The sequence below is a fragment of the Paenibacillus elgii NBRC 100335 genome (assembly GCF_004000865.1).
In the GTDB taxonomy this organism is placed as follows: Bacteria; Bacillota; Bacilli; order Paenibacillales; family NBRC-103111; genus Paenibacillus_G; species Paenibacillus_G elgii.
Window position 1 is genome coordinate 1 of record NZ_BIMB01000031.1, and the last position, 14,373, is coordinate 14,373.

The window sequence follows — 14,373 nt, forward strand, 5'->3', positions numbered from 1 at the left end:
GAGCCGGTACTCCGCGCCGGGCAGCAGGCGCGCCGGTCTGTGCAGCGGAAGCGTTAGCGGCGCTGTGCCGCCCGGCGGCACGTCCGGCAGCGGCGCGCTGCCGCTCACAAGCGGTGCCCCGTCCGCCGAGACAGTCCAGACAAGCTGCAGATGGCTCAGGTCGCGGAAATCGTACCTGTTCCGGATCGTAACCATCCCTTGCCCGACGTCAAACGCTTCTACCGTTACCGGTTCGATGATCTTTTTGTATTCCAGCAATCCGGGCGAAGGGGTGCGGTCCGGCGTGACCAGCCCGTCGATAACGAAATTGCCGTTGTTCGGCTCGTCGCCGTAATCGCCTCCGTAGGCATAGTACGTCCGACCATCCGCTGTTTTGCGGCTGAGGCCGTGGTCGATCCACTCCCATACGAAGCCGCCGACGAGCCGGGGATAGGTGCGGAACGCTTCCTCGTATTCGAGCAGCCCGCCGGGGCCGTTGCCCATCGCATGCGCGTATTCGCACAGCACATGCGGCTTTTCCTCGTTTTCGCGCTGTCCGAAGCCGATCATTTTCTCCACGGTCGAATACATCGTGCTGAATACGTCGCACACCTTCGCCTCACGGTCGCCTTCGTAGTGAATGAGCCGCGTCGGATCGGCGCTGCGGCACCAGGCGGCCATCGCCTCGTGATTGCAGCCGAAGCCGGATTCGTTGCCGAGCGACCAGAACAGAATGCTCGGATGATTTTTATCCCGCTCGACCATCCGGCGCATCCGCTCGACATAAGCTTCCTCCCACACGGGATCGTTGCTCAGCCGGTCGGCATCCCCTACAAGCTCGAAGCCGTGCGTCTCCAGGTCGGTCTCGTCCATGACGTACAGCCCGTACCGGTCGCACAGATCGTAAAACCGCGGATCGTTCGGGTAATGCGCCGTCCGCACCGCGTTGATGTTGTGCCGTTTCATCAGGATGATGTCCTGTTCCATCGTCTCCACCGTGACCGCCCGGCCGCGCTCCGGATGATGATCGTGGCGGTTCACGCCGCGCAGCCGGATCGGCTTCCCGTTGACAAGCAGCCTGCCGCCCCGCGCTTCCACCCGGCGAAAGCCGACGCGCGTCGGCACGACTTCGAGCGTGTCGCCGTCCGCCGTCTGGAGTGTGAGCAGCAGATCGTACAAAGCGGGCGTCTCCGCCGTCCACGGGCGGACGTCGCTCAGCTGCGCCTGGAAGTGCACCTGCGCTGCGTCCCCCTCCTCGCTCCAGCTCTCCACGGAACAAACGCCGGAAGCGGCCTCCGTTCCTTGTTCCCCGTCCATCAGCCGCCACTCCAGCACGACGTTTCCCGTCGTCGTCCGCTCTTTAGCGACCTGCACCCGCACATGGAGCAAACCGGTGCGGCCGTCTGCATCCAGATCGGCGACGACCGTGTAATCTTCGAGATACGTCTTCGGCTGAGCAACCAAGACGACATCGCGAAAAATGCCGCTCAGCCACCACATATCCTGATCCTCCAAATAGCTGCCGTCCGACCATTGATATACCTGCACCGCCAGCACGTTCTCGCCCTCGCGCACAAACGGGGCAACCGCGAACTCCGACGGCAAGCGGCTGCCTTGGCTATAGCCGACATAGCTGCCGTTCAGCCAGACGTGAAAAGCGCTGTCCACGCCTTGAAATTGCAAGAACACGTTCCGGGACAGCCAGCCCTCCGGCAGCGCAAATGTCCTCCTGTACGTTCCGGTCGGATTATCTGCCGGCACCTCGGGCGGACAGACCGGGAACGGATAATACAAATCCGTATAATGCGGCGCGCCGTACCCGTGAAACTGCCAGTGGCTCGGCACGACGAGCCGATCCCAGCCGCTTTCGTCGAATTCCGGCATGTAGAACGAAGCCGGAGCCTCCTCGGGGCGTCCGGCGTAATGAAACGCCCACTCGCCGTTCAGCAGCATGAACCGGTCCGAGCTGCCCCGGTCGTACGTCAGCGCCGTCTCCGCAGCGCGGTACGGAACGAACGAGGCGCGGGCAGGCAGCCGGTTCCGCTCCAGCACGTTCAAATTTTGCCAATCCCGTCTTACCAGATGGTCGCTCATGATAAACCTCCTAGTATATACACCTGATTACTTTGTTTTATTGATGCTGTGCGGCAGGGATCAGTGTTGTTTCTTTCACTGTGGTATAGAACGGAGCTATTTCCTTCCCTGCCGCATTCCTCGCAGCCGTCCCGCTATTTTATCCCCGTCTGCGCAATGCCTTCCACGATGTACCGCTGCGCGCCGAAAAATACGAGTAGCGGCGGCAGGCAGATAATTGACGTCACCGCCATCACGGACGTCATATCGACGCCGTGCACCCCTTTGAACTGGGCGAGTCCTAGCGTCAGCGTATATTTGCTGGAGTCGTTCAGGAAAATGAGCGGCCCGAGATAATCGTTCCACGTATCAAGCATGTTGAACACGCTCACGAGAATCAAGGCGGGCAGCATCAGCGGGACGATCACCCGGATGAAAATGCCGAAATCGCTCGCCCCATCGATTTTCGCCGCCTCCTCCAGCTCGGTCGGAATCGTCATAATGAACTGCCGCAGCAGAAAAATATAGAACGCCGATCCGAACCAGGCCGGGACGATCAAAGGCTTGAGTGTATTGATCCAGCCGAGAAAGTTGAATTCCATATACAGCGGAATCATCGTCACGTCCCACGGAATCATCATCGTCGCCAGCACGATCAGGAACAGCGCGTCGCGTCCCGGAAACCGGAAGCGCGCAAAGCCGTACGCCACCAGCGAGGAGGAAATCAGCTGCCCGATATTGCACAGGATCGTCACGGTCAACGAATTTTTCAAAAACGTATTGAACGGCTGAATCGTCCAAGCTTTGACGAAGTTGCCCCACTGAATTTCCGACGGAATCCATTTGGGCGGGTACATGTAGATTTCATTCGGCGCTTTCACGGCCGTCGTCACGAGCCAGAAGAACGGCATCAGAAACAGCAGCGAGAATAAGACGAGCAGTGCGTACGTGAGCGTTTTTTTCATCTCCGGTCCCTCCGCTTGCCCGCCCGTTTTGCCTTCACTTCGCCCTCGTAGTACACCCACATGCCAGTCGAGCGGAAGACGAGCATCGTCAGCGTCAAGATGATCAGGAACATGATCCACGCATTCGCTGCGGCGTAGCCCATATGAAAATACTTAAAGGCGTTTTCATAAACGTACATCGCGTAGAAATACGTCGAGTTCGACGGCCCCCCGCCGGTCAGCGTCAATGCCAGCGTCAGCTGCTGGAACGCGCCGATGATCGAGGTGACGAGGTTGAACAGCAGCGTCGGGCTAAGCATGGGCAGCGTGATCCGGAAAAATCGGATGAACACGCCGGCCCCGTCGATGGAGGCAGCTTCGTACAGATCGCCCGGTATGTTCTTGAGCCCGGCCAAAAAGATCAGCATCATCGAGCCCTGCGCCCATAGGCTCGCGCCGACCATCGCCGCCAGCGCCCAGCCCGGCTCCCGCAGCCAATCCGGTCCGGAAATGCCTACGAGCGATAAAAAGTAATTCAGGATGCCGTACTCGCCACTGTATACCCACGCCCAGATCATCGCGAGCGCGACGCCGGAGATGACGGACGGCAAATAAAAGATCGTGCGGAATATCCCGCTTCCCCGCACCTTTTGATTCAGCAGCACGGCGAGCAGCAGCGCTACCGACAAATTCAGCGGCACAAAGATCGCGGCGAATTTCAGCGTGACGCCCAGCGACTCCCAAAAAAGCGGATCGTCGGTGAACATCCGGGTATAATTTTGCAACCCGACAAACGTACGCTCTCCTGCAATCGGCCAGTCGTACAAGCTGATCACCAGCGAGAACAGCAGCGGCCCCAGCGTGAAGGAAACGAAACCGATCATCCAAGGAAGGACGAAGAGGTAAGGCGTGAGCCAGCCTCTTCGTTTCAGTCGGATGCCCGGCCTGGCTGCCTGTTGAACGGCGGTCGTATCCATAGGTCCATCCTTCTTCCGTTTTTCGCCTGCCGGCTTATTTGAAAAATTTCTCCGAGTCCTTGACGGCCTTATCAAGCGAATCCTTCGCATTCTGGCCGAGCATAATCGTATTGATCGCCGACGTAAGGTTGCGGTTCACTTCGTTCCATTTCGGATTCAGCAGGAACGCCGGCGTGTCGTCGCAAGCCTCCAGCATTTTGTAGAACGATTGGTAGAGCGGGTCTTGGTCGAGCTTTTTCTCGGCAACGACGCTTTTGCGCACCGGCAGGTCGGAGGTCCGCAGCTTGATCGCCTCGTCGGACGCGTAGTATTTTACAAACTCCCAAGCCATTTCCTTATTCTTGGACGATTTGGAGATCGAAACCGCCGATTCGGCGATGACGCCCTTGAGCTTCTTGCCCGGGAAGGCCGGCATGACGACCGTGCCGACGTCGATTTTGGCCTCTTTGAAGCCGTCCAGCGGCCATACGCCGCTTTCCCACATGGCGATTTTGCCGGCTTTGAAGACGTCGTCTCCGGACTGCTGATTTTTGCCGCCGACGATGACGGCCGTTTTATCCTTGACGAGGCTGCCGAACATTTGCAGCACGTCCGCCGTTTCTTTGCCGTTCATGAACCCGTCAATCGACTTGCCGTCCGGGCTGATGAAGCTGCCGCCGTTGCTCCAGATGAAGCCCTGCAGATCGTACGGATCGTTCTCCGCCCGGATGCCGAAGCCGTACTGCTTCTTGGCGGGGTTCGTCAGCTTCTTGGCCGTTTCCTTGAAGTCGTCCCACGTCCAGCCCGCTTTCGGGTACGGCACGTTCGCTTCGTCGAACAGCTTCTTGTTATAGTACATCACGCGGGTCGTAAACCCGGCCGGCATGCCGTACGTTTTGCCGCCGATCTTCACGTAATTGAACAGCCCGGGATAAAAATCGTCCGGCTTGAGGCCGGCATCGGCGGACATCATCGCATCCAGCGGTTCGAGGTTCTGCGAATAGGTCGGAAAATCCCACATGTACATCACGTCAGGCGCATTGTTTGCCCCGATTGAAGCGGCCAGCTTCTGGTCGAAGCCATCCCCGTACGCCTCCACCTGCACCTTGACGCCGGGGTGCTTCGCTTCGAATTGCCGCGCGATCGTCTCCTGGATTTTGAGCAGATCGCCCGTATCCCACGTGGCAAAACGCAGCGTCACCTGCTTGCCCGGTTCGGACGATGGCGTCTGTGCCCCAGCCGCGCTGCTTTGAGGCTCGCTTGCCGGCTTGCCGCATCCGGCGGCCAGCAAAGAAACGGAAAATATCGCTGTCGTAGCAAGAAGCATCCTTCGTTTCATTTCGAATTCCCCCTGAACGTCTGTTAGTTAACCGCTTACATGCTTATTGTAACGGGAGTAAAGCGCATACAAAACGGAGGGATGTTCGGAAAATCGTGCATCATCGGCTGCACGAACGGCCTCTGCCGGGCAAAGGTGTCTTTTCGTTCGATGATCGCCGTGTTTTTAGATGACGCTCCTTTCCTCGCGCCGCTCGCTGCGGTATTGGCTCGGCGTTTTGCCGGTGCAGCGCTTGAACCATTTGCTGAAATACTTGGCGTCGGGCATGCCGATTTTATCTGCGATCTCTTGAACGGTAATCCCTTGGGCGGCAAGCAGCTCGCAGGCGATTTTCAGCTTCGCCCGGTACGTGAACGAGACGAAGCTTTCGCCGACCGTCTTCTTGAACAGCGTGCTGAAATGGCTGCGGCTCAGCCCCACCTCGTGCGCCACCTCGGATACGGACAGTTGGGTATCCGTATGCCGGACGATCAACTGCACCGCTTCGGCAATCGGAGTAGGCCACTGCCCGACGCTGATGCGGTACCGCTTCTCCAGCTCCATCTGCCCGCGGGCTTTGCGCACAGCATCAATCCACGCCTCGCGCCCGGCCAGCGGCGCCAACCGGGACCAATGCAGCTCCGGCCGCTCGGCCTTGCGCTCGCTCAGCCGGCTGTCCCATTCGCGCTGCAAGACTTCGGGCACAAACAGCAGCAGGTGCCCTTCCCCGAAGGGCAGCACCTCGCAGGGCTCGCCCGACGCGCAGCCGCGCAGCTCATGCTCCAGCGTCCCGCCGCATTTGCCGGGGGCGGAGATCAGATACAGCGCGGTCGGCGCATTCATCCAGTTCCACGCTCCTTGAAGCAGCCGGTCCAGCTCGGCCGGAAACCGGTCGCCGACGCCGTAAAGCCATTCGAACAGCAGCCCGGAGATCGCGGGAGCGGTGTGATTGGCGGCGGCGTGCAGCGGAGTCTCGGTGCCGTTCGCGCCGAGCTCCTGACGAAAAGCGGCCAGAAACTCCTCCAGCTCCTCGTCGTTGAACGACGTTTTCAGCAAATAGCCGGAAGCGCCCAGCTTGATCCCCTGCTGCGCATATTCGAAGTCGCGATGGCAGCTGAGCAGCAATATTTTGGTCCGGGGCTCACATGCCTTCACCTTGCGGGCAAGCTCGATTCCGTCCATCTCGGGCATCACGATGTCGGTGATAACAACATCCGGCCGGTGCTCCAGAAACGCTTCCCAGCCCCGCCTGCCGTTGGGCACGTCCGCTACGACGGTCATCCCGTACTTATCCCACGGCACCGTCGAGATCAACCCCCGGCGGATGATCACCTCGTCGTCGGCAATCAACACTTTAATCGGTTTGGCATTCATGCGATCCCCTCCTTGGTTTTGATCGGCAATCGGATAACGATGCGGGTCCCCGCTCCCGGCGCGGACTGAACGGACAGCCCGTAAGCTTCGCCAAAATGCAGCTTGATGCGCTCCTCCACATTGCGCAGGCCGATGCTCCGGCGTTTGCGGACGCCGTCCAGGTGCGGCTGAAACAGTTGCTGACGCGTATGCTCGCTCATGCCTTTTCCGTCGTCGATCAGCGAGACGAGCATGTCCGCGCCGTCCGCTTCGATGCGCAGCGCGATCGTCCCCTCCCCGTCCTCAAACGCGTGAAAAAATACATTTTCCACCAGCGGCTGCAGCGTCATCCGAGGAATGTCCACGGCGGACAGATCAACTCCGGCGGCTTCGATCCGGTAGGCGAACACGCTGCCGTACCGCAGCTCCTGCAAATTCAAATAATGATCGATCACCTCAAGCTCCCGCTCCAGCGTGACGACCTCTCGGTCGACATTCAGGTTGCCGTCCAACACGTTGGTTAAATGATAAATCATTTTGTTGACATCGGCGGCTCCTGCCAATCTGGCCTTCCATTGAATGGAAGCGAGCGTGTTGATGAGCAAATGCGGGTTGATCTGATGATGCAGCGCGCGGAGCTCGGCTTCTTTTTTCTGGCGTTCGACTTGTTTCATCTCGTGAAACAGTGTTTGAAGCTGCCCCACCATCCGGTTGAAGCTGTGGCCCAGCAGCCCGAGCTCGTCTTCGGACTCCACGTCGATTCGCGTATCGAGCTTCCCGAGGCTGACGCGGCGGATCGATTCTTTCATTTTCTTGACCCGCTTGAGCAGCGGGGCCGAACACATATAGGCCAACACGAACGCCAACACAATCGACAGGCTGACCGCAGAGAACGTAAAGGTGCGGATCAGCAGCGACGGCTTGTAAAATTGCTCGTACGGCGTCCGCACCTCAATCGTCCAGTCCGTCTCGTCGGAATGCTTCGTCCAGACGACATCGTCGTCCCGTTTAACAAACGAGCCCTGCGTCTGGTAAACGGTTTTGCCACCGCCGGTAATCGTCAACTGGGAGCCGGTGTCCTGCTCGAATTCGCGAAACATCCGCAGAAGCTTGTCGGCATTCGTCTCGATCAAAATGCTGCTGTTTTCCAGCACCCCCACCTGATTGCGGATGCGGAACAGCAGGCCGATCACTTTTTCCCCGGGAACGCGGGCCGTGTCATTGTAATGCTTCGGCTCATACAGGTCGAAGCGGTAGCCGTCGGCATCGTCGCGAAACCAAGGCTCCGCCTGAAGCAGATCGAAGCGGATAATCCGTTCGCCGTAATAGTAGCCCGATTTTGTAATCAGGAAAATGCCTTTCATATCCAGAGATTTATGGGCTTTCAAATACTGTTCAAGCTGCTGCTCCTCCTGGAAGCCCTTGTACGTCGTCGGCACCTCTTCATGCAGCACCGTAAACTTCGGATCGAGCAAGTACGACAAAATGTCGCTGACCGTGTACTTCATTTGTCCCAAGGTGGAATCGATCTGAAATTGCAGCTGCGAGGCGGAGTTTTCCCCATAACGGCCGAATTGCTCGTTGATCGTTCCCGACGATTTGTGATACAGCACGTACCCGAGCGTCAGCAGCGGAATCGCTGCGGCAAGCGCAATGAGCAGCATCAGCTTGGTCTGCAGGGTGCTACGGAACCCCCGCGGCAGCTTCAATCCGTTTCTTGGCAGCATGGATAGCATGGACATCCCCCGCAAGCAGTTGTTGTTTTCGCAATCGCGTAAGCGCTTTCCACGTTTATTATACCACGCCCCCAAGACCGCCAACATCAAGCGCAGGACCTGCATCCGCCGGAAACTTTACCCTTTGCGGCCCGCGTCTTATGAAGCAAAAAGCCGGACTCCAAGGCGGATTCCGGCTGCTGCTCACATGGTCGGGATTCCCCGGCTTTATTGGCTCAAGACTCGATACCGGCCTCAAGCGGGGCGGTCTTTTTGAGATAAGCCCGCCAAGTGATGCACCACTTCGCCGGGTCGTCGAAGCTCGATTCGTCGATCCGGTGCACGGTGCTGTTGTGCGGGGCGCTGCGGACGATGTCCGGCTGCTCGTAGGCTTCCTTGGCGATCTGCTCCAAGGCGTTCACGTATTCGTCCAAGTCTTCCTTGGAATACGACTCAGTCGGCTCCAATGTGAACGGCTGCGGCACGATGTACGGATGGTGGCTGGTCCAGTAATGGAGCCCGAAGTCGCACATGCGGCGCTGTACGTCTTCCGTCGTAATGCCCGTTTCCTTGGTCAGCCGCTCCCAGCTGTAGCGCACCTGCTCTAGCCTTCCGCCCTCCACATACGGAGCGCTGGCGCCCGGGATTTTCAGGATGCGGCTGTACAAATAGTTGTTGTTCAGCACCGCCACCTTGGCCGCGTCCAGCAGCCCATCCGGCCCCAGCGCGCGAATCCAAGCGTACGAACGGAGCACCGTCTGGGCCACGCCTTGGAACATACGGACTTTGCCGATGCTTTGAGCGGGCGAATGGTTCAGCGTGTAGCGGGTTCCGTCCGTTTCGACGAGCGGGCCGGGCAGGAACGGGGCCAACCGCTCCGTCACGCCGAGCGCTCCCGTCGCCGGGCCTCCGCACATATGAGGCGCGGCAAACGTTTTGTGCAGGTTGAAAAAGCACATGTCGAAGCCCGCTTCCTTCGCCCGGGTGATGCCGAGCAGTCCGTTCGCGTTTGCTTGGTCATAATAGCATATCCCGCCTGCGGCGTGCACGAGGTCGGTAAACTCGCGAATCCGCGGGTTGAAGATGCCCGTGTCCTCCGGGTTGGCTACGACGAAGCCCGCCGTCCGCTCGGAGATCGCCCCCCGCAGCGCTTCCAAATCCGGGAATCCGTCCTTGTCAGGGTACAGCGTAATGATTTTATACCCCTTTACGGCAGCGGTCGCCGCTTGCGATGGGTGGGAAAATATGGTGGTTATGATTTCGTCCCTTATGTCGCCTTCCCCGTTCGCCTCATGATAAGCCCGCACGATCGACGCCATCGCGAACAGTGCCTGCGTCCCGCTCCCCGGCTGGAACGTGAACCGATCCATGCCCGAAATCTCGCGCATCGCGAGGTCTAGGCGGTGGTACACCTCCAGCATCCCCTGCACGGTCGACTCGTCCTGCAGCGGGTGCAGCTCGGTCATTTTCGGATTGCGGATCAGCATTTCGTTGACCCGCGGAATGTATTTCATCGTGCAGGTACCCTGCCCAATCTCGACGTTGAAATCCGAGCCCAGCGTCTCCTGCGACAGACGCAGATAATGGCGCAGCACCCGGGCTTGCCCGATCTCCGGTAAAGCCGGAGCTTGGCTGCGCAGCATGCCTTGCGGCACGCAGGCTTCGGCGTCCCCCACGGCCGCTGCCACTTCCTCGCTGACGGACGGCGGGATGACGCCCCGCTCGCCCGGCTGATGCAGCTCAAAAATGACCGGTTCATCCCATTTGGCCTGATGAAATAGACGCACGTTCCGGTTTCTAGGTATCCGTTTCATAGGTATTCGCATGGCTCCCTTCTGCCCTCGGGCTTACAGGACCGCCTTCAGAGCGGCCGCAAGCGCGTCGATATCTTCTTTCGTATGAATTTCGGTGACGCAGTAGAGCGCGCATTGGCCCCACGCCGGAAACTCCCCGGACAAATCGTTGCCTCCGAAGATGCCGTGCTCCAGCAGCCGCTTGTTGATGTCGCTCACCGTGCGCCCCGTCCCGTTGAAATCGACAACGAATTCTTTGAACGACGACGCCTGAAACCGAATCCGCACGCCCTCCAGCTCCACCAGTCTATCAGCCGCATAGCGTGCCTGCCGGATGATCGTTTCGCCAACCTCGCGCATGCCGTGAGGCCCCATTAAGGCCAGGTAGACGCCCGCCGTGATTCCCCACAGCGCGGTCTGGGTCCCGACCGATTCCTTCCCCTTCTCCCGCTTGGCAAAAGAAGTCCGCTCATAAGCGACGTCCCCGAAACCGTACTCGCCTTCGACCGTCGTCGGAGCAATGCCGAACAGGCGGGACGGATATTCCATGACGAATTGCTCCTCGTCGCGCGTGGCGATAAAGCCCGCTTGACCGCCACCGTACTGCATGCGGATGCCGAGCGGCTGCAGGTCGCCGCAGACGATGTCCGCGCCGTACCGGGACGGCGGCTCAAGCAGTCCGAGCGAGATCGGATCGACGCCGACGACAAAGAGCGCACCCGCCGCATGCACGAGTTCGGCGATTTCGCGGCCCTGTGTCTCGATATGCCCGATGTAGGACGGATTCTCGATATACACGGCGGCCGTATCGGCGGACAGCTTCGCCTTCAGGTCGGCCATGTCGAGGAGGCCGGTGCCGGGCATGTAATCGACAAGCACGCAGTCCATCTGCGGCGACAAATAATTGCGGATGACCCGGAGCCGCTCGGGATGCATCGTCACCGGAAGCAGCGCCGTACGGCGGCCGGTGATGCGGCCCGTCATCCGCAGCGCGGTGGAAGCGGCCTGCGCCCAGTCGAACGTCGGCACGTTCACGACGTCCATGTCGACCAGCTCCGCCAGCAGGCTCTGGTACTCGAACAACGCCTGGAAGCGGCCATGGTCCTCGTAAGGCTCGCCCGCATACGCGGTGACGAACTCCGAGCGCTGGTTGATTTCGTCGCAAACGGCCGGCACGAAATGCTGCCAGCAGCCCGCGCCGAGAAAGCTGATCGTTTCCTTCGCGCTCCTGTTGCGCTCCAGCAGCTGATCGACGTGACGCTGCAGCTCGTACTCGGACAGCGCGGGCTCTACCTTTAGCGGGCCCGTTAGCCGAAGCTCCTTCGGCACCATTCGGTACAGCTCGTCGATATCGGAGACGCCGATTTCCTCAAGCATCGCCTGCTGGACCTTGGGCACGGTATTAGGGATATACGGATGAGACGTTGTTTTTTTAAGCGTAGCCATGCGTCGCAATTCCTCCTTTTCGTTATGCCAGTCCGCCTCCGTCAACGACAAGCACCGAGCCCGTCACCCAGGAAGACATGCCGCTCGCAAGAAACAGTACGGCGTTGGCAATGTCGTCCGGCGTGCCGATGCGCTTCAAAGGCCGTTCGAGCGCCGATGCCTGAACGAACGACTGCTCCTCCCGCTGAAGCTGCTTCGCTTCGTCCCGCAGCAGCGGCGTATCCGTATCTCCGGGACAAACGCAGTTGACCCGGATCTGCTGTCCGCCGTGGTCGATCGCCATCGCCTTCGTCAAATTGACGATCCCCGCCTTGGCCGCGCAGTAGGCGGCCGCCCGGTCGCCTCCCTTCAGTCCCCAGCCGGACCCCGTGTTGATGATGCTGCCTCCGCCGCTTTCTGCCATGAGCGGAACAGCGTATTTCGAGAGTAAAAAAGCGCCCTTCAGCGAAATATCGACTACGGCGTCCCACTCTTCCTCCGCCATTTCAACGACGGTGCGCCGCCGGATCACCCCGGCGTTATTGAACAAAATATCCAACCGGCCATATTCCCGGCGTATCGTTTCTACCGCCGCTTCGCAATCGGCCGCAGAGGTTACGTTGCAGCCGACGAAGCGGGCCGCAAGCCCTTCGCTCCGAAGCTCTTCTGCGGCTTGGCTGCCGGCCATCTCGTTCACGTCGAGGATGACGACGGACGCCCCGTGTCGGGCCAGCTTCCGAACCGTGGCGAGTCCGATCCCCGAAGCGCCTCCAGTGACCGCAGCCACTTTTCCATCCAATGCCAGCAATTGTTCTGTCGTTTGCATCTCCCTTGTTCCCCCTTATCCTCGGACAAGCTCAGTTTGATCGGTTTACGCCCCGTATTCCCGGGCCAGCAGCAGAAAGACGCTGGACGTCCACGTGAACGCCCGGTCCCGCAGCCCGTGCCCTTCGAGCGCGTCGAAGTTTTCGGCCATGCCTGCAGAAGCCGCCATCCGGCAAAAACGCCTCGCAACTTCGGCCGCGAACTGCTCCTCGCCTGCCTCCTTCAGCCCTTCCACAAGCAGCAGCATGACCGGGGCCCAGATCGGTCCCCGCCAATAGCCGTCCGGCGCGTACAACGGACTTCTGATACTTTCGGTAGCGAAGCCGTGCGCCGTCAGAAATCGCCCTTCCTCGCGCAGCCCTTCGACCAGCTTGCGCAGAATCGGCTCCGGCAAACGCTTTCCCAAAACAACGGGCAAATACGCCATCAGGCTGTCGCCCTCGTCGACTCCGGCATGCGTGCCGGATTGTACGGCTTGAAAGCGGTCACCGCGCCAAAAATGCTCGATCATCCGCGTCAACAGCTCCTGCGACCGGTGCTCCCATTGCTCCGCTTCCCCGGCGCGTCCCAGTCTGGCCGCCACCGTGGCAAGCGCTTCCATCTGCAAAATAAGAAAGGCGCACAAATCGGGACTTTCCACGGGAATCGCCGCCAAAAAGACCGTACTGTTGTCCCACCCGGAGTCGTTGCCGTGATTGTACTGCGGCACGCCGTCGCGGTCGTCGTCGCGGTAATCGAACCACCACTGCGTCCAGCGGGCCAGCGGCTCGTAAATTTCCGCAAGCCGCTCCGGCGTAACCGCTTCGGAACGGTTCATCAACCACCGCAGCGTCCAGCCGTGGATCGGCGGCTTGCAGCAGTTCCACAGCGCATATTTGTCGTTCATAAAATCCGGCAGCATCCCGCTATCGTCCTGCCGGTCAAAAAAGATCGCAAACTGGTCCCAAGCCAAATCGGGATCGGCCTCGGCAAGCGCCATCGCATTGAAGCAGTGGTCCCAGCTCCAAATATTCGTCATCCAGTTTTTGGACATATACATCGCCGGCCGGGGCAAATACCCGTCGGCCTGCACGACGCAGGACCAAGTAATATAAACGGCCAGCTCCTCCGCTTCGGACCAGACCGCGGCAACGGCGGGCATCCGGCTGCGCCACGCGGCGTACTCGCTGTGAACCTGCGCAAGCCCTTGGTCGAACGATCCGTGGCGCGGCGGGCGCGGAACGGTGCGGTATTCCTCCAGTGTAAGCTCCAGCTTCCCGTCGCCGCCCGGCACCCCGTCGAACGCAAGCCGCTGCGCTTTCACCCCGTCCCAGCGAACGTCCTCGCGAATCGACCCGGCCACAGGGGAAAGCAAAAAGCGTCGTTCCCGCACGAAGCTGTTGAACTCCCAGCCCCGCTCTCCAAGCGGAAACGCATAATCGTATACGCCGGGCGCACAGGTTAACCGCACGCCGACACCCTGCGAACGAACGCGTATAAAATCCGGCTTCGGTATGCACCACTCGACTGTCCCTTCCTCCGCTTCAAGCCGCAGTAACGTCGGTGAAGCGCTGCAAGTAAAAGGAACGGCGTAGCCATCTGCGAGCAGCTCGATTCGGAACACGGCTCCGATATCGTTATCCCCGCCCCGAACCAGCCTCAAGTACAGACCGGATTCCCTGTCGGGACGCTCCGGAAGAATCGAAAAGGCAAAATACGAACCGAAACGGCTGAACGGCACGGTATGAAGATCGAACAACATGCGGATTCCGATAGCCCCCTCGTTGTCTGAATATCGGCTCTCGCAAACGAAAAGAATAAGAGAGCGTTTACATGAATTATAAGTAAAAAGCGTTTCCCGCAAAACGGCTTTCTGTTCGCTGCTTCGTGTCTGTTTGCGCGTTTTTCCGCAGGGACATTCCTGAACCCCACAAGGGTGTCATTTTGTTCGCAGCGGATCGTCTGTTTATCCGGTAACGGGCGTTGGCCCGTTGACCGATGGCTTCACACAGT

10 protein-coding genes are annotated in these 14,373 nt (G+C 59.6%); all 10 read right to left on the minus strand.

Going from position 1 to position 14,373, the window contains the following annotated elements; genetic code table 11:
* Positions 1 to 2,073 (minus strand): glycoside hydrolase family 2 TIM barrel-domain containing protein (locus PEL01S_RS21250; RefSeq protein WP_127461732.1); only part of this gene is annotated, 2,073 nt, incomplete at its 3' end.
* 134 nt (positions 2,074 to 2,207) lie between these two features.
* Positions 2,208 to 3,017: a carbohydrate ABC transporter permease gene (locus tag PEL01S_RS21255; RefSeq protein ID WP_127461733.1), complete on the minus strand. Its 810-nt coding sequence runs from the start codon at positions 3,015 to 3,017 to the stop codon at positions 2,208 to 2,210.
* Positions 3,014 to 3,973: a carbohydrate ABC transporter permease gene (locus PEL01S_RS21260; protein WP_063185983.1), complete on the minus strand. Its 960-nt coding sequence runs from the start codon at positions 3,971 to 3,973 to the stop codon at positions 3,014 to 3,016. The genes PEL01S_RS21255 and PEL01S_RS21260 overlap by 4 nt, the downstream gene beginning before the upstream one ends.
* 34 nt (positions 3,974 to 4,007) lie before the next feature.
* Complete coding sequence (locus PEL01S_RS21265; RefSeq protein ID WP_127461734.1) at positions 4,008 to 5,291, minus strand: ABC transporter substrate-binding protein; 1,284 nt, start codon at positions 5,289 to 5,291, stop codon at positions 4,008 to 4,010.
* A 165-nt stretch (positions 5,292 to 5,456) separates the two neighbouring features.
* Positions 5,457 to 6,644, minus strand: coding sequence for a response regulator transcription factor (locus tag PEL01S_RS21270; RefSeq protein ID WP_127461735.1), 1,188 nt, complete (start codon positions 6,642 to 6,644; stop codon positions 5,457 to 5,459).
* Positions 6,641 to 8,359 (minus strand): sensor histidine kinase, encoded by a 1,719-nt coding sequence (locus PEL01S_RS21275; RefSeq protein ID WP_239551224.1) that lies wholly within the window; start codon positions 8,357 to 8,359, stop codon positions 6,641 to 6,643. The genes PEL01S_RS21270 and PEL01S_RS21275 overlap by 4 nt, the downstream gene beginning before the upstream one ends.
* Before the next feature lie 215 nt (positions 8,360 to 8,574).
* Positions 8,575 to 10,152, minus strand: a complete 1,578-nt coding sequence (gene gcvPB, locus PEL01S_RS21280) for an aminomethyl-transferring glycine dehydrogenase subunit GcvPB (RefSeq protein WP_127461737.1) — start codon at positions 10,150 to 10,152, stop codon at positions 8,575 to 8,577.
* A 33-nt stretch (positions 10,153 to 10,185) separates the two neighbouring features.
* Complete coding sequence (gene gcvPA / locus PEL01S_RS21285) at positions 10,186 to 11,577, minus strand: aminomethyl-transferring glycine dehydrogenase subunit GcvPA (protein ID WP_127461738.1); 1,392 nt, start codon at positions 11,575 to 11,577, stop codon at positions 10,186 to 10,188.
* A 22-nt stretch (positions 11,578 to 11,599) separates the two neighbouring features.
* Entirely contained in the window at positions 11,600 to 12,382 is a 783-nt protein-coding gene (locus tag PEL01S_RS21290) for an SDR family NAD(P)-dependent oxidoreductase (RefSeq protein WP_063185992.1), read from the minus strand.
* Between the two features lie 45 nt (positions 12,383 to 12,427).
* Positions 12,428 to 14,122, minus strand: coding sequence for an amylo-alpha-1,6-glucosidase (locus PEL01S_RS21295; protein WP_127461739.1), 1,695 nt, complete (start codon positions 14,120 to 14,122; stop codon positions 12,428 to 12,430).
* Positions 14,123 to 14,373 lie beyond the last annotated feature (251 nt).

What these genes read in the sequence shown, in the direction of transcription:
- gcvPB (WP_127461737.1), bottom strand. Translation starts at nt 10,152, where the DNA reads ATGAAACGGATACCTAGAAACCGGAACGTGCGTCTATTTCATCAGGCC.
- gcvPA (WP_127461738.1), bottom strand. Translation starts at nt 11,577, where the DNA reads ATGGCTACGCTTAAAAAAACAACGTCTCATCCGTATATCCCTAATACC.
- PEL01S_RS21260 (WP_063185983.1), bottom strand. Translation starts at nt 3,973, where the DNA reads ATGGATACGACCGCCGTTCAACAGGCAGCCAGGCCGGGCATCCGACTG.
- PEL01S_RS21255 (WP_127461733.1), bottom strand. Translation starts at nt 3,017, where the DNA reads ATGAAAAAAACGCTCACGTACGCACTGCTCGTCTTATTCTCGCTGCTG.
- PEL01S_RS21290 (WP_063185992.1), bottom strand. Translation starts at nt 12,382, where the DNA reads ATGCAAACGACAGAACAATTGCTGGCATTGGATGGAAAAGTGGCTGCG.
- PEL01S_RS21265 (WP_127461734.1), bottom strand. Translation starts at nt 5,291, where the DNA reads ATGAAACGAAGGATGCTTCTTGCTACGACAGCGATATTTTCCGTTTCT.
- PEL01S_RS21295 (WP_127461739.1), bottom strand. Translation starts at nt 14,122, where the DNA reads ATGTTGTTCGATCTTCATACCGTGCCGTTCAGCCGTTTCGGTTCGTAT.
- PEL01S_RS21270 (WP_127461735.1), bottom strand. Translation starts at nt 6,644, where the DNA reads ATGAATGCCAAACCGATTAAAGTGTTGATTGCCGACGACGAGGTGATC.
- PEL01S_RS21275 (WP_239551224.1), bottom strand. Translation starts at nt 8,359, where the DNA reads ATGCTATCCATGCTGCCAAGAAACGGATTGAAGCTGCCGCGGGGGTTC.